Genomic DNA, 17,811 nt, shown 5'->3' on the forward strand with positions numbered 1-17,811 from the left:
AGCGAACGCCCAATGTGACGCGCCCACGACGGCGGCAAGCCACCGCGCTCTAGAGACTTCGTTGTGATTTCCTCGGGTAACGCCAATCTCTCCCCTTTTTCAGCGCGCGCGATTCCCATATACTGGCGCCCGCATGGACATTTCGGTTGTCATACCTACGTGGAAAGGGAAGCATCTGCTCGAGGCCTACCTCCCCTCCGTGGTCACCGCGACTGACTGCTATCGCGAACAAGGTGGGCATGAAACCGAGATCCTGGTCGTGGAAGACGCCGGGGGAGATGGCACACCTCAATGGCTGAAAGAACAGTACTCGGGCCGGATCGCGCTCATCGAGCACGAGCACAATCTCGGATTTTCTGCCGCATGCCAGACCGGCTTTGAAGCGGCACGGTATCCTGTCGTCCTTCTCCTCAACAACGATGTGCGCTTGAGACCGGATTGTATCCTCCCTCTGGCAGAGCACTTCGCGGATCCCGGAGTTTTCGCCGTCACAGGAAAGCTGCTGAATCAGGCGGAAGACGTTTTCTGCAACGGGGGCAAGGTAGCTCGCTTTCGCCGAGGCATGTGGAGCACCTACCAGAACTACGACCTCCTGCCCGGAGCCGATCCAGCCCAGCCTCTGCTGTCCTTTACGGCCATTGGAGCTTTTTCGGCCTATGACCGCGCCAGGTTCCTGGATCTAGGCGGGTTTGATCCCCTGACCGCTATGGTTGAGGACATCGAGCTATCCTACCGCGCCTGGAAGCGAGGGTGGATGATAAAATACGAGCCGCGCAGCATCGCTTGCCACGACGCCAGCCAGACCATGGACCGGCGCTATAAGCGCTGTGCACTCAACAAGATCTCACGCCGCAGCCGCATTCTGATGCACTGGATGTTGCTGCATGATCCGCACATGTTCCGGCTTCATCAACTGTCGATCGCGTTACGCCTGCTGGCGAGCTGGCTGGTGCTGGATTGGCGCTTTTATTGGGCCGTCGGCACCGGGTTTGCCCATCTGCCGACGATTCTCCGGAAGAGACGCGCAACCCGCCGGACAATGGCCAGGACGGATCGGGAGCTGCTCGAATTGCTGCAGCGCTTCTACAGCACGGCTCCGATCGCCCTCTACTAGGCTCTTATGGAACCTATATCCGCAACCCTGATCACGCACAACGAGGAAGTGAACGTTGAGGAGGCGCTCCAGTCGTTGGCCTGGGCCGAAGAAATCGTGGTCGTCGACAGCGGCAGCACGGATGCAACAGTCGAGATCTGCCGCCGATACACGGACAGGATTTTCACGCGGGGCTGGACGGGTTTCGTGGATCAGAAAAACCATGCCGTCGACCAGGCAAGCCACGACTGGATTCTCTCGCTGGACGCCGACGAACGGATCGGACCGGAACTGAGCCGCGAAATCGAGCAGTTGCGGCGGGCGGGCTTCGGGCGGATGGGATACCGTATGCCGCGCGTCGCTTTTTTCATGGGCCGGTGGATCCGGCACGGCGACTGGTATCCCGATTACCAGCTGCGGCTCTTCGATCGCAGGCGCGGCCGCTGGCGGGGCGGGCGCGTCCATGAATCCGTGCAGGTCGAGGGAATGCCAGGCGTCCTCCGGGGCGAAATCCTGCATTACACCTATCGCAGTTTTTCCGACTACCTGCGGCGCCTGGAGACTTACTCCACCCTTGCAGCCCAGGACTACCGGCAGAAAGGCAGAACCGCATCGATGACCAGGGTACTGGGAAACCCGCTCGCCGCATTCATGAAAGGATACCTGCTGAAGCGCGGTTTTCTGGACGGCGCGCCAGGCACGATGGTAGCCATCATGGGTGCCGTTTCGGTCTACTTCAAATACGCCAAGCTCTACGAGCTCCAGAGGAAAAGCGCGACCTCCGACCTCCGACGCGGAGGTGCGTAAAACAGTGTGGGAAGAGCCGGCCACGAAGAGCACCAATGTACTTCGGGTTCCGCGACCTCGGCGAACTCTGCGTTGAGATTCTTGGGATGCGGCTATACCGCATCATGCCCTTCCTGGCCGCATTTGCCCGCAGTGTCTGAATCGCAGCTGTTTTTGAAGTGGGCGGGCTCAAGAATGGGGGCTATGTGATATAGTGACGGCCCTGCCCGATGCTCTTAACGCGGAGCGTGCAGAGAAAGGCTCGAGAAAGGTCTGAACTCATGAAAGGAATAGTGTTGGCCGGGGGGCTCGGCTCCCGTATGTACCCACTCACCAAGGTGACCAACAAGCACCTGCTGCCCATCTATCACAAGCCGATGATCTACTACCCGATCGAAACCCTGGTCGGCGCCGGGATCCGCGAAATCCTGATCGTGACCGGTGGAAAAAACGCCGGCGATTTCCTTCGGCTGCTCGGTAATGGGAAGGAGTTCGGGCTGAAGCACATCAACTATACCTACCAGGAAGGGGAAGGAGGTATTGCCGCGGCCCTGGCTTTGGCCGAGTTCTTTGCCGACCGCGAGCCCGTCTGCGTCATTCTGGGCGACAACATCATCGAAGGCTCCATCGCCACCTATGTGGAAAATTTCAAGAGGCAGGGATCGGGAAGCCGCATCCTTCTCAAAGAAGTCGATGACCCGCAGCGCTTCGGTGTCGCCAAGATCCAGGGCAAGCGGATCGTGCGCATCGATGAGAAGCCCCAGGTCCCGGCATCAAAATACGCGGTCACCGGGATCTACATGTACGACGGCGAAGTCTTCGATATTGTGAAGGGACTGAAGCCTTCGGCACGAGGCGAGCTCGAGATCACCGACGTGAACAACTACTACATCGAGAAAGGCAAACTTGAGTACGACATTCTGGAGGGCTGGTGGACGGATGCCGGCACGTTTGAATCCCTGCTCCGCGCTTCGAATCTGGTCGCTCAACAGATCCAGCGGGGAGAAGCCGCCGCCGGAAAGGCTTGACCGATTGACGAATGACGATTGAACAATTCGCCATCGTCAATTGAGAGGATGCATGACCATGCGATTGCTGGTGACGGGCGGGGCCGGGTTTATCGGCTCAAATTTCGTGCGCTCGATTTTGGCGCGCTATCCCGGCTATCGGATCCTTGTGCTCGATAAGCTTACCTATGCCGGCAATCTGGAAAATCTCGCAGGTCTGGAAGCAGATCCCCGGTATCAATTCCATCAAGGCGACGTTTGCGACCAGGAGCCGCTCGGATCGATCCTGGGATCGGGGGTGGATGCTGTCGTAAACTTCGCCGCAGAGTCGCACGTCGACCGCAGCATCCTGGACGCTTCGGAATTCGCCCGCACCAACATCGTTGGTACCCTGAACTTGCTGCAGGCCTCCCGAAAAGCCGGCGTGAAGCGCTTCCTGCAGATCTCGACCGACGAGGTTTACGGCAGCCTGGGCCCAGCCGGCGCGTTTACCGAAACAACCCCGCTCGCGCCCAACAGCCCTTATGCCGCCAGCAAAGCCTCCGCCGACCTGCTGGCGCGCAGCTATCATTGTACCTACGGCTTTCCGTGCCTGATCACGCGCTGCTCGAACAACTACGGTCCCTATCAGTTTCCCGAAAAGCTCATTCCTCTGCTCGTCACCAACGCCGTGGCCGGAATCGCGCTGCCGATATATGGAGACGGGCTCTACACGCGGGATTGGATTCACGTCCATGACCACTGCATGGCCCTGGATCGCGTCCTCCACCATGGCCGCCCCGGCGAGGTCTACAACATCGGCGCCCGGCAGGAAAAGACCAATCTCGAAATCACGCGTTTGATCCTGCAGACCCTTGGAAAGGATGAGAGCCTGATTACCTTCGTGGCCGACCGGCCGGGTCACGACCGCCGTTACGCCATCGACTCTTCAAAGATCGAACGCGAGCTGGGGTGGAAACCGGAGATCCCCTTTGAGAGCGGGATGGGCAGGACGATCGACTGGTACCTCCAGAATCCCATCTGGGTGGAGCATGTCAGGAGCGGCGCCTATCGGACCTACTATGAGCGCATGTACCAGGATCGGAAGCGCACGCTGGCCGAGCTGTGAGATGAGAATCCCATGAAAGTCATGGTGCTCGGATCCCGCGGCATGTTGGGTACGGATCTGATGGGGACGCTCGCCACCTGCGACCTCCTCGGACTCGACCTGCCGGAGCTGGACATCACGGACGCCGGGCAATGCCGCGCACGCGTCCAGGAGTTCAGCCCCGAAGTGATCATCAACGCCGCCGCCCTGACCAACGTCGACTACTGTGAATCGCATGAGGAAGAGGCCTTCCTGATTAACGGAGAGGCAGCGGGAAACCTGGCGGCGGCCGCGCACGCCGTGGGCGCGCTCCTCGTCTACTACGGCACCGACTACATCTTCGACGGCACCAGGGAGGACGGCTATCATGAGGAGGACGCCCCCAATCCGCTGAGTGTATATGGCAAATCAAAATTGCGCGGGGAACAGTTGTTGCGTTCTCTTTGTCCGAACCACCTGATTCTGCGGACATCCTGGCTTTTCGGCTGCCACGGCAAGAACTTCATCCGCACGATCGTAGGCGCTGCCAGGCAGGGCCAGCCCCTGCGTGTCGTGGATGACCAGCGTGGGAACCCCACCTATACGCAGGATCTGGCGGCACGTACGAAGGCGATGCTGGAGCGGGGTTGCCAGGGAACGTATCACGTGACCAATGGCGGATCATGCACGTGGTACGAGCTTGCCTGCCGGTCCGTGGAATGGGCTGCCGTGGCAGGCGCCAGTGTCGAGCCGGTGAAGACGCCCCAGTTCCCACGGCCGGCGCCCCGGCCGGCCTGCTCGATTCTGGCGGACACGCGTCTCCGGCGGGAGGGCTTCCCCCCGATGCGCCCGTGGCAAGAGGCGGTGCGCGACTACATCGCCACCTGTTTATCCGTGCCCTGACCTGTGATACCTTTCAGGGGGAGGACCTTCAGGACGCCCCGGAGCGGGCAGGGCAGGGTGGAGTGAAATAAGGCGCAAGCAAACTTGCGCACTCCAAGGACTTCATCCAAAACTCGGTGCCGTATCGGATCGCATATTTGGCGGAAACGATTCATGGAAAAGAAAACCTCGGGCGAGAAGCTCGTCGCTTCCAACAAGAAGGCATTTCACGATTACTTCGTATTGGAGAGGCTCGAGGCTGGAATCGCGCTCCTCGGTACGGAGGTGAAGTCGATCCGCGAAGGCCGGATCAACTTGAAGGACAGCTATGCGATCGTCAAGGACGGGGAACCGGTTCTATTAAACTGTCACATAAGCCCTTATTCACACGGGAACCGTCAGAACCACGATCCGACCCGCACCCGGAAGCTGCTGCTGCACCACAAGGAAATCCGCAAGCTCATCGGCAAAACCCAGGAAAAAGGACTGACGCTGGTTCCGCTGCGGGTATATCTGACCCGCGGCCGCGTCAAAGTGGAGCTCGGCGTGGCGCGCGGCAAGAAGGAGTACGACAAGCGCGAGACGGAGCGCCGGAAGGAAGTAGACCGGGAAACCAGGGCAGCCATGAAGACGCACCAAAAACCAGGTGTCAGGCCTTGAGAATCTCGTTTTCCAGATCGTTTGCTCCTTGCAATTCATAAACGTTGAAAAACAAAACTCTTAAAGCCTGACACCTGATTTTTGCTGCCAAACCAAATGCCCGGAGGCACGGATGCGAATCGAGTTCGAAGCCCGAAGCTATGCGGATGTCGCTTGTGACCTGCTTGCCTACCCAGTCTTTGAAGATCAGCTCAAGAAAGCATCTTCCCTTAAGGGGCTGGTCAAAGCCACTCAGGGCGTGGCCGCGACGGTGCTTGCCACAGGCGAGTTCAAGCCGGAGTTGCACCGTACCTGCCTCATCCACCGTCCCGCCCGGCTGAAAGCCCGGCGGTTGCTCCTGATCGGCGCCGGAAAAGAGCGCGAGTTCAATCTGGCCCGGCTCAGGGAAGTTGCCGGCACGGCTGCGCGCGTGGCACGCCAGGCACGCTGCAAGAGCATCGCATTCCTGATGCGCGGGGGATTTCCATCGGCGGAGTCCGCCCGGGTGTCGGTGGAAGGGGCGTTGCACGGTAACTACGAGTCCGAGATCTACAAGACCCGCGAGATCGAAACGCGTGAAGCGGAAGCCCTGGTGCTCCTCAGCGAGGGCAAAACCAGGCGGCACCAGGCGGAAGAGGGAATTCGCCGCGGCACGATTGTCGGCAATGCCGTCAATTTCGCGCGCTCGCTGGGGAACGAGCCCGCCAACATCCTGACCCCGAGCCAACTCGCAGAACGGGCATTGGCAGTAGGCGCACGGACAGGACTCGAGGTCAGTATTCTCGAGCCCGAGGAGATAGAGAAACTGGGCATGAATGCCCTGCTGGCCGTCAGTCGCGGCAGCAATCAGCCTCCCAAGCTCATCATCCTCCGCATCCCGGGACAGAAACCGCAGAAAGGTGCTCCCGTTTTTGCCTTGGTCGGCAAGGGCGTCACCTTTGACAGCGGCGGGATATCAATCAAGCCGGCGGAAAAAATGGAGGACATGAAGGCTGACATGGCCGGGGGAGCCGCCGTGCTCGCCGCCATGGCCGCACTCGCCGAACTTGGGTCCCTGCATGCGGTCATCGGGCTTATTCCCGCAGTAGAGAATCTGCCGAGCGGCAACGCGACGAAGCCCGGAGACATCGTGAAGTCGTACCTGGGGAAGACAATCGAGATCATCAACACCGATGCGGAAGGACGGTTGATCCTCGCCGACGCCCTCGCCTATGCCCGCACGCTAGGAGCCACGCGACTCATCGACATCGCCACGCTCACTGGTGCTTGCGTGATCGCGCTCGGCCACATCAACGCCGGCATGATGGGAACCGATCAGGAAATCCTCGAGCGACTGAGGTGTGGAGCCAGACTCACCGGCGAAAGGTTCTGGCAGCTGCCGCTCGACGACGACTACCGCAAGGCCATCCGCAGCGAAATTGCGGACATTAAGAATGTCGGCAATCGCTGGGGCGGCGCCATCACCGCGGCCAAGTTCCTCCAGGAGTTTGTAGAAGGCACGCCGTGGGTACATCTCGATATTGCGGGAGTGGACCTCGACCACGACGGCCAGCCCTTCGCAGCCAAGGGGGCAACCGGCTTTGGTGTCCGCTCGCTCATCCAGCTGTTTACCTAGAAGGTGATGAGTCATGAGTGCCGGGTAAAAGGCTTATCACTCATGACTTGCTTTTCAGTCGGAGGGCCCAGCGGATGGCGGCGATCATGCTGTCGGGGCGTGCGCAACCCCTTCCAGCTATCTCATACGCAGTCCCGTGATCCACAGAAGTGCGGATAAAAGGGAGGCCCAGCGTCACATTCGCGGCCTCGCCGAATCCCAGCAGCTTGATCGGCGTCAGCCCCTGGTCATGGTAAAGCGACAGGACCGCGTCGAACTCCCCTTGAGCCGCGCGGTGGAAAAGGGTGTCGGCGGGAATGGGTCCTTCGATTGCCACGTCCGCGTAGCGCGCTCGTGCCTGCGCCAGGGCCGGCATAATCTGCTCGATCTCCTCCCGGCCGAGCAGGCCTGCCTCGCCGGCATGCGGATTCAGACCGGCCACTGCGATCCTGCGGCATGGCAGCCCGAGGCGGGGGAATTCTTCGAGCAGAATCTCGAGTTTCTCCATGATGGATGTCGAAGTGATGCTGTCGATGGCTGCGCGCAACGGCAGATGAATCGTCACCAGCACGACCTTAAGACGTTCGGTCAGAAATGCCATCGCGAACCGCGAGACTCCGGTCAGGTGGGCCAGAAACTCCGTGTGTCCCGGAAAGGGATAGCCGGCTTCGTTAAAGAACGTCTTGTTCAGCGGCGCCGTGACCATGGCATGCAGCCGCCCGGCCCGGCAGGCTCGGACGCATTCCACGATGTTGCGTGCCGCCGCTTCTCCACCGGCTCTCGAACCCCGGCCGGGGGTGATGTGCTCACGGCTTGCGGGGATATGAACAATGCCGCGTTCCGGCAGCGGCACGCTCCCGCCCAAGGCATCTGCGGAAATCACCTCAAAGTCGCAGGACAGCCCAAGAGTTGCGGCCTGCCTGCGCATGAGATCGGCATCACCGAATAACAGCAGCCGGCAGCGGCCGCGCAATCCCGGATTTTGCGCAGCACGCAAAGACACCTCGGGCCCTATGCCGGCAGGATCACCGGTCGTGATGCCGAGCTGGAGGGGTGCAGATTCGGAAGAATTGGGCACAGGCGGGGACATCCTTCAGTGCGAAAAGGCGGAATTCCCCCATTTCGCCGGTTTGCCTCTCAGCAACCTATTCCAGATCCACGTCGTCAGGTTCCAGGTCGGATTCCTGATCTTCATTCTGCTTATACATGTACTTGATTACATGCTTGAGAATCAGGAGATTGGGCCCGTCTTGTCGATGCACTTTGATGCAGCTTCGATCGTACCACTCGATGACCCCGCGGATCTCCTCATCATCCACGAGCTTGACGACCATGGGCGTCTTGGCCGCCATCTGTTTGATGTAGTAATAGCTCTCCGCGTTTGTCGTTTCTGGAGGCACGCGCTTGCGCGGCGCGGCATTGTAACGGGGCATCTGATCCTTGATCTCGGAAAGGCTCGGGCGGATCAGCTTACGATTTACCATGAATGCACGCTCCCATGGAGACTAAAATAAAACCCGGCTCACTATCGAGGACCTTCAAACCAAAGCGCTGCATCACCTTATGGATTAGATGCGATTGGGCTTTTTCGGAAATGCCGAATTGATAAAATAGTAGCTGAAGGATGGTTTTTTGACAAGAGAAAAGTAATCCGCTAGATTTTGTATGCTTTGAGTTACCACGACTTAGGTCCGTAGGAGTCGTGCGCTATCAGGAGGCACCATGCCACGTCTTAACAGATTCACGAACTGCCTGATGCTGGCCCTGCTTGCACCCATGGGCTCAGGATGGGCCCAGCAGGCACCGCCCAAGAAGCCTCCGGCAATCATCCGCGACACAGGCGTAGCGGAAGGGAAAACCGATGCCGAGACGGCTGTCAAGAAGGAATACAATCCGCTCCTCGCCGCGGAGAATCTCGAGAAGGGGAAGTTCTATTTCAAAAGGGGCAACTACGATGCAGCCATCCAGCGATATCTGGATGCCCTGGAATATCAGCCGAACCTGGTAGCAGCCTACGATGCCCTCGGACGCGCCTATGAAAAGAAAGGGGATAAAAGCCGAGCCTTGGCAATCTACAAAGACTTCCTCAAGAAGTATCCCGAATCTCCAAGCGCAGCCGATTTCAAATCGAGGTGCGCGCGCCTGGAAAAAAAGAAATGATGAGTAATAAGGACTGAGGGCGCACGCCTGGCTGATCACTCATCACCCATGACTAATCAGCCATCACTCATATGCGGGTGATTTCCGCCAGGAACAGCGCTTCCAGTGCCAGCTGGCGATTAACGTTCTGCTGTATTCCAGCCTTGAGATTTTTGACCGCTTCGATGGCAGCAACCACAATCGCGTGCGGCACCGATTGCGCCAGTCCGGTCAATTCCCCAACGAGGTCGCGCTGGCCCATCCGCCCCGGCGCTACTTGTGCGTAGTAGACATCCTGCAACAGCGTGGCGGTCATTTCAACCCACGCTTGAAAGGACTCCTTGTCTTTGGCAATGCCCGCAGCCAGTGCGCTGGCTTGGGTAAACCGTTCCCGTCGCAGGAGCAGGGAAACGAATCGAAGTGCCTGCCGGCGTATTTCCCGGTTGCGTGCAACATCGAAGGCCAGCGCCGCGCCGAGGCTGCCGTTGCTCAAAGCCGCAGCCAGTCGTGCGTCCTCGGGCGCGCACCCCTCCTTGCTGGTCAAATATTGCTCTATGGCATCCTCGCCAATCGGGCCGAACTGGAGCATACGCGCGCGCGAGCGGATCGTCCTCAGAAGAAGGTAGGGTCTTGCGGTGACAAGGATGAGGATCGATCGGCTGGGGGGCTCTTCGAGGGTTTTCAACAGACAGTTCGCGGCTTCCAGGCGCATCTGATCGGCACCGTCCAGTATGGCTACACGAAAACGCCCCTCAAAGGGCTGATAGGCAATCTCATCGATCAAAGCGCGCAGTTGGTCGATCTTGATGAAGGCTCCGTCCGGTTGAATGACCTGGACGTCCGGGTGGGTTGCATTGTTGATTTTGCGGCAACTGCTGCAGCTGTTGCAGGCCTTCCCGTTTGCCGGTTGAAGACAGTTCAGATGTTGCGCCAGGAGCAGGGCCAGGGTTCGCTTCCCCACCCCCGCCGGGCCGGCGAAGATCAGCGCATGAGGCAGCCGGTCCTGGTTGACAGCACGCCGCAGAATCTCGACCACGCGGCCGTTGCCGACAAATGAGTTGAAATTCAGAGGGGAGGTCACAGGTCAGCCTTTCCTCGCGTTGACCCCTCGGCGGCAAAGCGGAACCATGCCGCGAGGAGCGGCTCGATGCGCCCGAAAACCTGATCCGGCGTTCCCGATGCATCCACGATGCAGATCCGGTCTGAAGCAGATTCAGCCAGCGCCAGATAGGCTTCGCGCACGTCCCTGTGAAATAGCAGACCCTCCGCCTCGAACCGCCCCTCTGCATCGGCGGCATCGCTGGCCTGATTGCGGAGACGGGCGCGCTGGAGCCCTATCTCCGGAGCAAGGTCGAGCAGGATCGTCTTGTCGGGCTCACGTATGGCCAGCAGCTGCGCCAATTCCTGGATAGTCGCTGGGGCCACGCGGCGGGCAGCACCCTGATAGGCGCGCGTCGCATCATGGTATCGATCCGAAAGCACGGTGACTCCTCGCCTGAGCTCCGGTTCAATCAACTCGTGCAAGTGCTGATAACGGTCTGCAAGATAGAGCAGCAGCTCGGCCACCGGCTCGCGCTGCGGGCCTTCGGCGTTCAGCAGGACCTGGCGCACAGCGGCGCCAAATGCCGTCCCTCCCGGCTCGCGTGTGCGCAGGCAGGGCACGCCCCTGGCTGTGAGGTAGACTTCGGTGCGGGCTATTTGAATGCTCTTTCCGGAACCCTCGATCCCTTCAAATGTGATGAACATGGCCCGTTCTTGCTTGAGACAGGAAATGCATCTAGAATTCCCTCGGCGTCGCGGCGCAGCAGGGAGAGTAGCAAACAGCAGGTTGCGAGACAAGAAAACAGTGGGCAGCTGGTAGCCGGCGAAGGGCGCATGGCGCTGCCCTATTGCCTGCCGCCACCAGCAAGGTGATTCTCTGGTACCGAACGGTGAACGAGATCGCAGAAAACATTTCTAAGGTCCGAGACAGAATAGCGGCGGCGGCCGCGGCATGCGGGCGGAAGCCTGAGAACATCACGCTGGTGGCCGTCAGCAAGAATTTCAACCAGGACACTATTTCCTCTGCCATCGCCGCCGGTCAAAGCCACTTCGGCGAGAACCGCGTGCAGGAAGCGGAATCCAAGATTCCGCAATTCCGATCCGTGCCGGACCTCACCTGGCACATGATCGGCCACCTGCAGTCAAATAAGGCCCAACGTGCCGCCGAGCTCTTCGATGTGGTCCACTCGGTCGACAGTATCAAGCTGGCTCGGAAGCTCAGCCAGGCAGCCTTGGCCATCGGTAAAACGCTTTCGGTTCTTATCCAGGTGGATCTGGGGCATGAGGAAACAAAATTCGGCGCCGAGCGCAGCCAGGTTGTCGAGATCGCTGCCGCGATCAGGCCGCTTGGAGGATTGCGCCTGGACGGTCTCATGACCATCCCCCCATTCTTCGAAGATCCCGAACGCACGCGCCCCTACTTTGTGGCACTGCGCGAGCTCCGTCAATCGCTTGAACAGGAGCAACCGGGCTGTCTTGGACGAGGACAGCTATCCATGGGAATGAGTCATGACTATGAAGTTGCCATCCAGGAAGGCGCCACCATTGTGCGTGTCGGAACCGCAATCTTCGGGGAGCGCAGCTATGGATAGCGCCCGCCTCAGGATCCGGCAGAGGGATTCAGGCATTGAGGTGCCGCTGCACGTTCAGCCTCGTGCGCGCCGCCCACAGATTGCCGGAATCCACGGCAGCGCCTTGAAAGTCAAGATTTGCGCTCCTCCAGTCGATGACGCCGCCAATCGCGCTGTCGTAGAGTTCTTTTCCGCACTCCTTGGCCTGCCAAAGTCGTGCCTCCGGATCATCGCCGGGCAAAAATCGAGGGACAAAATCCTTTGGATCCAGGGCATATCCGAACAGGGCTTCCGGGAAAGCATCTCACAAATGACAGGCGGCGAAGGATGAATGCCTGTTGAATCTCATCCATCATGCACCGGGAGTTCTTACCTGCTGCTATCCCTGAATCGCAGACCGCTCTGCCGGAGAAGTGCAAATGGGGTGGATAATATGTGCTGCGGTTGTGCATAACTTGTGAAAATGATTTTCATGTGTCCGCCATAAAGTAAGAAAACACAAGACTTGAATCGATATCATCAGGCTCCCGGCCCCTGTGCAAAAAAACGGGCTGGTCTGGGGGTGTGTAGTGAAAACGAATGGAGCTGCGGCTGATTTTCCCCTGCTCAGGGATCGACCAGGTGCAGGTGTCTTCTGCGCCGGTGCTCTTCCAGGACGCGCCGCGCTTCCTGGGCGAGTGCCGCGGGGACAAAGATGCGTATCTCAGCCAGCCTCCCCACGAAGAGGGGATTGACTTCCTGTGGAAGTTGGGAAGAATAGTGACAGGGTATGTTGTAGCCTTCCAGCAGGCTTTTGATCACCGATGCTTCGGTCGTCATCCAGGTAGTGGCAACGACGACGGGTGCTTCCTCATTCATGCCAGGCAGCCTAATGCTCAACCCTACTTCTTGAAAAGGTCATCGAAGCGGGCTCGCGCATCCTGAGCGCGATTCGTGACGCCTCCTCCCCCGGCTCCACGCCGCGGCTCGAAATAGTCACAGTAATTGGCGCGATCCTTTTCCCTGACCCAGTCCGCTTGGGTTTCGTTGCACTGGTTGTGGGCATTGGGATTGTAATGTCTGCAATTTCGACAGCAGCGCAGGTCAGCGTCGCATTTGGGACAGGAATCGCTGCGGCCGATGCGTTCCTTAAACGCATAGGGTGCTCCGCAGCGAAAGCAGCAAAAAGCGGAATCAGCAGCACTCATGGGCTATCTTTTCCCCGGCGGTTTTCCCGGTCGGACAGTCACCGGGCTCCGCTTTTTGGCGAAAGCCTGGAATTCATAAGTTACACCCACGATCAGCCCGGAGCTAGGGTTGAAATGCCTGAGTCCCGCGATGCCTGCAACATTCCAGCTTAATCCTGCCGCACGGAAGCGCGCACCTGCCTGAACCTGGGAGAGACTTTCATTGCCCAGGCGCACAGGCCCCTGCCGCCCGTAAACTTCCCCTGTCAGTTCCAGTCTGTTATGCAAAGGGATGGTGATGCCGAATCCGTAGGTCAGCATATCCGCTTGGGAGTTCGCCTGCACGGGGGACCCGAGAATCGCCAGGCCGAGGTTGCCCAGGATCTCTACGCTGCCCAGATGTTTTGACAGCAGTACGCTCGAAAAAAAATCGGTCTCATCTGTTCCCAATCCGGTCTCGTTGCTTGCGTTCGGAAGTTGAACCGCAAACCTGAAGGCGACTGCCGGCCGAGAGCGCTGCTCGGTTGCGAGTTTGAGCTTTGTGCCCAGAATCAGGTCGCCGAAATCGCTGGTCGCATCTCCCGCAAAAGTGATGGGAAGGACTTGCTGCGTGCGACGGGTGATGGTGAGGAAATCCCGGCAGACGCCCGAAATCTGGAACTCGGCATAATCACCTGCGCCAACGCGAAAGTCGAGTTCGCCCAGGCGCAGAAGGTCTCCTTCCAGCCCCGACAGGGAATAACGTGCACGGTGGAGGAACTCCACGGCGAAGGTTGTGCGGACCCGTCCGACAGCGATCAGTTCAGGAATCTCAGGCTTGAGCGCACGTTCCGGGTCCTGCCCCCATGCTTGCGCCGTCACAATCCAGACACAGGCTAGAAACGCGACATATCTTCCCACGCGCCCCCCTTTGATCTTGTATCCTGCAGAAGGAACTGGAAAACCGAGACCGCGGCGAGGGCGGCAGTCTCGGCCCTCAGAATCCTCGACCCCAGGCTGACCAGCCGGAATCCCGCGCGCTCAGCTGCCTGGGCTTCGGCGTCATCCCATCCCCCTTCGGGTCCGACGCATAGCAGGACGGCGCTACCTTCAGGTGCGCACGGCTTCAGTCGCTCGGACGCCTTCTCATGAAGCATGAATCTGGCACACGTCGCATACACCCGTAAAGCCAGGAGCGCATCCAAGGGAAGAGGCACCTGGATATCGGGCACAGTGAGGCGCCTGCTTTGCTTGGAAGCTTCCCGGATGATGCGCCTCCAGCGCTCCAGCCGGGCTTCAAGCTTCGCCGGCGGGATGTGAACTGCTGCAAAGCGCGTTTCCAGCGGAAGGAACCGGTCCACCCCGAGCTCCGTTCCTTTCTGGAGCACCCACTCAAATCGATCCGGCTTTATGAGCGCCGCGGCCAGCACCAACGGGATTCCGCACTCCTCCGGAGGGCCGATGCACTTGAGCGAGCCGATGCGGATCTCAGTGCCATGGTACTCGACCGTGCCGGAATAACCGAGCCCCTTCCCGTCGAACAGCTCGACCTGCTCCCCGGGGCGGAGCCTCAGGACATCACGCAGGTGATGGGCCTGATCGGGGGAGAGGACGGCCGTCGCGTCCTGAATGCTATTCTGTGGGATGAAAAAGCGCCTTCGGGGCATGGGCACCCGCTACCCGAAGATATCTTTTACCTTCTCGAAGATGTTGCGTTCGTGTGAGATCTCGTCGTCTTTGTTCAAGTTTGCCAAAGCCTCAAACAGCTGCCGCTGCTCTTTGGTCAGCTTGGTGGGAATGACCACATTCACGGTCACGAACTGGTCGCCTCGCCCCCGCTCATTCAGGCTGACAATGCCTTTGTTGCGCAGACGGAATACTGTCCCGCTTTGCGTCCCCTCCGGAATCTTGAATTTTTCCTCCCCCTCCAGCGTGGGAACCGAGATGTCGGCCCCAAGCACGGCCTGGGTAATCCCGATGGGAATCTGACAATAGATATTGTTCCCCTGGCGTTGGAAGAACGGATGTTCTTCCACGTAAATGACGACGTACAGGTCGCCTTGCGGTCCGCCGCGCCCACCAGCCTCGCCTTCACCCTGGATACGCAGCCGCGAGCCGTTGTCCACGCCGGCAGGGATCTTGAGTTCGAGGACCTTTTCCTTGCGCACACGGCCGCGGCCGTGGCAGGTCTCGCACGGGTCGCGGATGAAGCGCCCTTCGCCGTTGCACTGGCCGCAGGTACGGCTGATGGAGAAGAAACCCTGTTGGTAGCGCACCTGACCCTGTCCGTGGCAGGCAGGACAGGTCACAGGACCCTTTCCTTTGGCGGCGCCGCTCCCGCCGCAGGTGCCGCAGTTCTCGTGGCGGGGAATCTTGATTTTCGTCTTGAGGCCGAAGGCGGCATCACGGAAGGAAATCTTGAGATCGTAGCGCAGGTCCGCGCCACGCTCCGGTCCGTGACGGCGCCTGCCCCCGCCGAAGAGATCGCCGAACCCGAAAAAATCGCCGAGGATGTCGCCGAAATCGCTGAAGATTGCGGGGTCGAACCCGCTAAAACCGCCTTGCATGCCGCTGTGGCCAAAGCGGTCGTATCGGGCGCGCTTCTCAGGATCGCTCAGAACGCTGTACGCCTCGGCCGCTTCCTTGAAATTCTCCTCGGCGTCTTTGCTCCCGGGATTCTTGTCGGGATGGTACTTAATGGCCAGCTTCCGATACGCGCTCTTGATTTCCTGATCAGAGGCGTCGCGCGAAATTCCTAGGACATCGTAGTAGTCTTTTTTCTGATTCAAAAACCAAACTCCGTTCGAAAGGGCCGGCCGTCAGGACTTTTTGTCGCTTGCATCGTTCAGAGCAGACTGGATCAGGCGTTTCACATCGCTCTCGTCGGCAGGCTGGTCCGATCCCGACTTGAGTTGGACGTCCGCACCAGCCGGCATATTGAACATGGCGGCAGTCAATTTCGCCGCAGCGGCTTCCAAGGTGGTCAGCAGCTCCTTCAGAGTGGAGAGGCTGTCTTCCTTGTCGGATAAAGCCCGCGCCCTTTGGATCGAATCTTTTATCACTGTCTGTTCCGAGCTGTCCAAAAGCCAGCCAAACTCCGAGTAGCTCCTCGCGATCGTGGACACATGGCCCTGGATCCGGTTGCGCAGCTCGGCCGCTTCCTTCATCATAAGATCGCTCTGGGCGAACTGCTTCGCCTCGAAAATCATCCGGTCGATCTCCTCTTTACTCAACCCCGTGGAAGGCGTGATCTTGATTGCCTGCTCTTTCCCGGACACCTTGTCGCGCGCGGAGACACTGACAATGCCGTTGGCATCGATGTCGAATGTGACCTCGATCTGAGGCACTCCGCGAGGAGCGGGTGAGATGCCGACCAGCTCGAAGCGGGCCAGCGACCGGTTATACTGTGCGAGCTCGCGTTCTCCTTGCAGCACATGCACTTCGACGGTGCACTGGTTGTCGGCCACGGTCGTGAAAATAGTGGTTTTTTTCAGAGGGATCGTGGAATTGTGCTCGATAATCCGGGTAAAGAGTCCTCCATGCGTTTCCACGCCCAGTGTGAGAGGCAACACGTCGAGCAGAACGATGTCCTTCAGCTCTCCTTCCAGTACTCCGCCTTGCAGCGCCGCCCCCACTGCGACAACCTCGTCGGGATTGACCTCGGATGAGGGCTGCTTTCCAAAGATCTTTTCGACATGGCGCTGCACGGCCGGTGTGCGCGTCTGGCCGCCGACCAGGATCACCTTGCCGATGTCGGCAGGGCTAAGCTTCGCATCACTCAGGGCTTTTTCGCAGTAGGCAGTGGTTCGCTCGATCAGTCCCTGCACCAGGCTCTCGAACTGCGCCCGCGTCAGGACCCTGTCGAAGTGCTTGGGTCCCTTGGCATCGCCGGCGATGAAGGGCAGATTGATATGAGTCTCCTGAACAGTCGAGAGCTCGCATTTGGCCTTCTCGGCGGTCTCCTTGAGCCGTTGTCGGGCAAGTACATCACTCCCGAGGTGAATTCCCGCCTCGGCCTGAAATTCTGCGATCATCCAGTCCATAATGCGCTGGTCGAAATCCTCTCCGCCCAGGAAACTGTCGCCGCAGGTCGAAAGCACCTCAAACACCCCATTGTTTAACTCAAGGATGGATATGTCGAACGTTCCCCCTCCCAAGTCGAAAATAGCCACCCTCTCTCGTTCCTTCTTACCCAAGCCGTAGGCCAGCGCTGCAGCCGTCGGCTCATTGATTATGCGCCGGACCTCAAGTCCTGCGATTCTGCCGGCATCTTTGGTCGCCTGGCGCTGCGAATCGTCAAAGTAGGCGGGCACGGTGATGATGGCTTCCGTGACCTCTTCATTCGTAAACTCTTCCGCCATGCTTTTGAGGTACTGCAGAAGCATGGCCGAAATCTCCGGAGGGCTGAACTCGGTACCGTGGACCCCGATGCGCACGTCGCCCTTGTTCGAGGCGGTCAACTTATAGGTGAGATACGACTTAAGGCGCTGGACTTCCGGCGAGTCATGGCGTCGGCCCATCAGGCGTTTGACGGCATAGACGGTATTGCCCGCATTGGTGACCATCTGGCGCTTGGCGATTTGCCCGAGAAGCCGATCTCCCTTGTCGGTAAAGGCCACAATGGATGGTGTGGTTCGGCCGCCCAAGCTGTTCGGCACAATTTGAACTGAGGAGCCTTCCAGAACGGCTACGCATGAGTTCGTGGTGCCGAGATCTATTCCTATGATTTTGCCCATAATTCGCGCGGAAGGTTCCTAACAGGGAAAGACAGGATATGCAGGACCCCAAGAATCCTGCCTATCCCTCTTGAGAATCATCCTTTCAATCCTTGTTTTATCGTGTCCCAGA

20 protein-coding genes are annotated in these 17,811 nt (G+C 59.2%); 10 read left to right on the plus strand and 10 right to left on the minus strand.

All coding sequences use genetic code 11. From position 1 onward, the window contains the following. The first annotated feature begins 133 nt into the window (after window positions 1-133). The 7 genes from LAP85_00085 (at window position 134) to LAP85_00115 (ending at window position 7,088) form a co-directional block, all read left to right on the plus strand. Window positions 134-1,114, plus strand: coding sequence for a glycosyltransferase (locus tag LAP85_00085; GenBank protein ID MBZ5494771.1), 981 nt, complete (start codon window positions 134-136; stop codon window positions 1,112-1,114). 6 nt (window positions 1,115-1,120) lie between these two features. Further along, a complete protein-coding gene (locus LAP85_00090) occupies window positions 1,121-1,900 on the plus strand; it encodes a glycosyltransferase family 2 protein (GenBank protein ID MBZ5494772.1) in 780 nt (259 codons plus the stop codon). Between the two features lie 260 nt (window positions 1,901-2,160). Then, complete coding sequence (locus LAP85_00095; GenBank protein ID MBZ5494773.1) at window positions 2,161-2,907, plus strand: NTP transferase domain-containing protein; 747 nt, start codon at window positions 2,161-2,163, stop codon at window positions 2,905-2,907. A gap of 58 nt (window positions 2,908-2,965) precedes the next feature. Next, the gene (gene rfbB, locus LAP85_00100) at window positions 2,966-3,994 is read left to right on the plus strand and encodes a dTDP-glucose 4,6-dehydratase (protein MBZ5494774.1); all 1,029 of its coding nucleotides are present in this window, start codon (window positions 2,966-2,968) and stop codon (window positions 3,992-3,994) included. A 12-nt stretch (window positions 3,995-4,006) separates the two neighbouring features. Next, entirely contained in the window at window positions 4,007-4,855 is an 849-nt protein-coding gene (gene rfbD, locus LAP85_00105) for a dTDP-4-dehydrorhamnose reductase (protein MBZ5494775.1), read from the plus strand. A 153-nt stretch (window positions 4,856-5,008) separates the two neighbouring features. After that, complete coding sequence (smpB, locus tag LAP85_00110; protein MBZ5494776.1) at window positions 5,009-5,494, plus strand: SsrA-binding protein SmpB; 486 nt, start codon at window positions 5,009-5,011, stop codon at window positions 5,492-5,494. A 112-nt stretch (window positions 5,495-5,606) separates the two neighbouring features. Next, window positions 5,607-7,088 carry a leucyl aminopeptidase gene (locus LAP85_00115; GenBank protein ID MBZ5494777.1) on the plus strand — a complete coding sequence of 494 codons (1,482 nt, stop codon included), beginning with the start codon at window positions 5,607-5,609 and terminating at the stop codon, window positions 7,086-7,088. Between the two features lie 40 nt (window positions 7,089-7,128). Here LAP85_00115 and pdxA read toward each other — a convergent pair whose 3' ends face one another. Continuing rightward, window positions 7,129-8,145: a 4-hydroxythreonine-4-phosphate dehydrogenase PdxA gene (gene pdxA, locus LAP85_00120; GenBank protein ID MBZ5494778.1), complete on the minus strand. Its 1,017-nt coding sequence runs from the start codon at window positions 8,143-8,145 to the stop codon at window positions 7,129-7,131. A gap of 67 nt (window positions 8,146-8,212) precedes the next feature. Then, window positions 8,213-8,551 carry a hypothetical protein gene (locus LAP85_00125; GenBank protein MBZ5494779.1) on the minus strand — a complete coding sequence of 113 codons (339 nt, stop codon included), beginning with the start codon at window positions 8,549-8,551 and terminating at the stop codon, window positions 8,213-8,215. Window positions 8,552-8,789: 238 nt separating this feature from the next. On the opposite strand from LAP85_00125, the gene LAP85_00130 reads away from it, so the two are divergent. Beyond that, window positions 8,790-9,227: a tetratricopeptide repeat protein gene (locus LAP85_00130; protein MBZ5494780.1), complete on the plus strand. Its 438-nt coding sequence runs from the start codon at window positions 8,790-8,792 to the stop codon at window positions 9,225-9,227. Between the two features lie 67 nt (window positions 9,228-9,294). On the opposite strand, the gene holB is transcribed toward LAP85_00130, so the two are convergent. Continuing rightward, window positions 9,295-10,287 carry a DNA polymerase III subunit delta' gene (gene holB / locus LAP85_00135; protein ID MBZ5494781.1) on the minus strand — a complete coding sequence of 331 codons (993 nt, stop codon included), beginning with the start codon at window positions 10,285-10,287 and terminating at the stop codon, window positions 9,295-9,297. Then, the gene (gene tmk / locus LAP85_00140; GenBank protein MBZ5494782.1) at window positions 10,284-10,952 is read right to left on the minus strand and encodes a dTMP kinase; all 669 of its coding nucleotides are present in this window, start codon (window positions 10,950-10,952) and stop codon (window positions 10,284-10,286) included. Before tmk ends, holB begins: the two co-directional genes overlap by 4 nt. A 167-nt stretch (window positions 10,953-11,119) precedes the next feature. On the opposite strand from tmk, the gene LAP85_00145 reads away from it, so the two are divergent. Further along, window positions 11,120-11,839, plus strand: coding sequence for a YggS family pyridoxal phosphate-dependent enzyme (locus LAP85_00145; protein ID MBZ5494783.1), 720 nt, complete (start codon window positions 11,120-11,122; stop codon window positions 11,837-11,839). Beyond that, window positions 11,832-12,149 carry a DUF167 domain-containing protein gene (locus LAP85_00150; protein ID MBZ5494784.1) on the plus strand — a complete coding sequence of 106 codons (318 nt, stop codon included), beginning with the start codon at window positions 11,832-11,834 and terminating at the stop codon, window positions 12,147-12,149. The genes LAP85_00145 and LAP85_00150 overlap by 8 nt, the downstream gene beginning before the upstream one ends. 275 nt (window positions 12,150-12,424) lie before the next feature. On the opposite strand, the gene LAP85_00155 is transcribed toward LAP85_00150, so the two are convergent. From LAP85_00155 to dnaK, 6 genes are read right to left on the minus strand one after another with little or no spacing between them, the layout of a single operon-like run. Then, window positions 12,425-12,676 carry a DUF2007 domain-containing protein gene (locus LAP85_00155; protein MBZ5494785.1) on the minus strand — a complete coding sequence of 84 codons (252 nt, stop codon included), beginning with the start codon at window positions 12,674-12,676 and terminating at the stop codon, window positions 12,425-12,427. A 23-nt stretch (window positions 12,677-12,699) separates the two neighbouring features. Further along, entirely contained in the window at window positions 12,700-13,005 is a 306-nt protein-coding gene (locus tag LAP85_00160; protein MBZ5494786.1) for a hypothetical protein, read from the minus strand. Between the two features lie 3 nt (window positions 13,006-13,008). Beyond that, window positions 13,009-13,884: a transporter gene (locus LAP85_00165; GenBank protein ID MBZ5494787.1), complete on the minus strand. Its 876-nt coding sequence runs from the start codon at window positions 13,882-13,884 to the stop codon at window positions 13,009-13,011. Further along, complete coding sequence (locus LAP85_00170; protein MBZ5494788.1) at window positions 13,860-14,630, minus strand: 16S rRNA (uracil(1498)-N(3))-methyltransferase; 771 nt, start codon at window positions 14,628-14,630, stop codon at window positions 13,860-13,862. Before LAP85_00170 ends, LAP85_00165 begins: the two co-directional genes overlap by 25 nt. Before the next feature lie 9 nt (window positions 14,631-14,639). Continuing rightward, window positions 14,640-15,752, minus strand: a complete 1,113-nt coding sequence (gene dnaJ, locus LAP85_00175; GenBank protein ID MBZ5494789.1) for a molecular chaperone DnaJ — start codon at window positions 15,750-15,752, stop codon at window positions 14,640-14,642. Window positions 15,753-15,782: 30 nt separating this feature from the next. After that, on the minus strand, window positions 15,783-17,699 hold the full coding sequence (gene dnaK / locus LAP85_00180; GenBank protein MBZ5494790.1) for a molecular chaperone DnaK: 1,917 nt from the start codon (window positions 17,697-17,699) through the stop codon (window positions 15,783-15,785). Window positions 17,700-17,811 lie beyond the last annotated feature (112 nt).

Source organism: Terriglobia bacterium (assembly GCA_020072565.1).
In the GTDB taxonomy this organism is placed as follows: Bacteria; Acidobacteriota; UBA6911; order UBA6911; family UBA6911; genus JAFNAG01.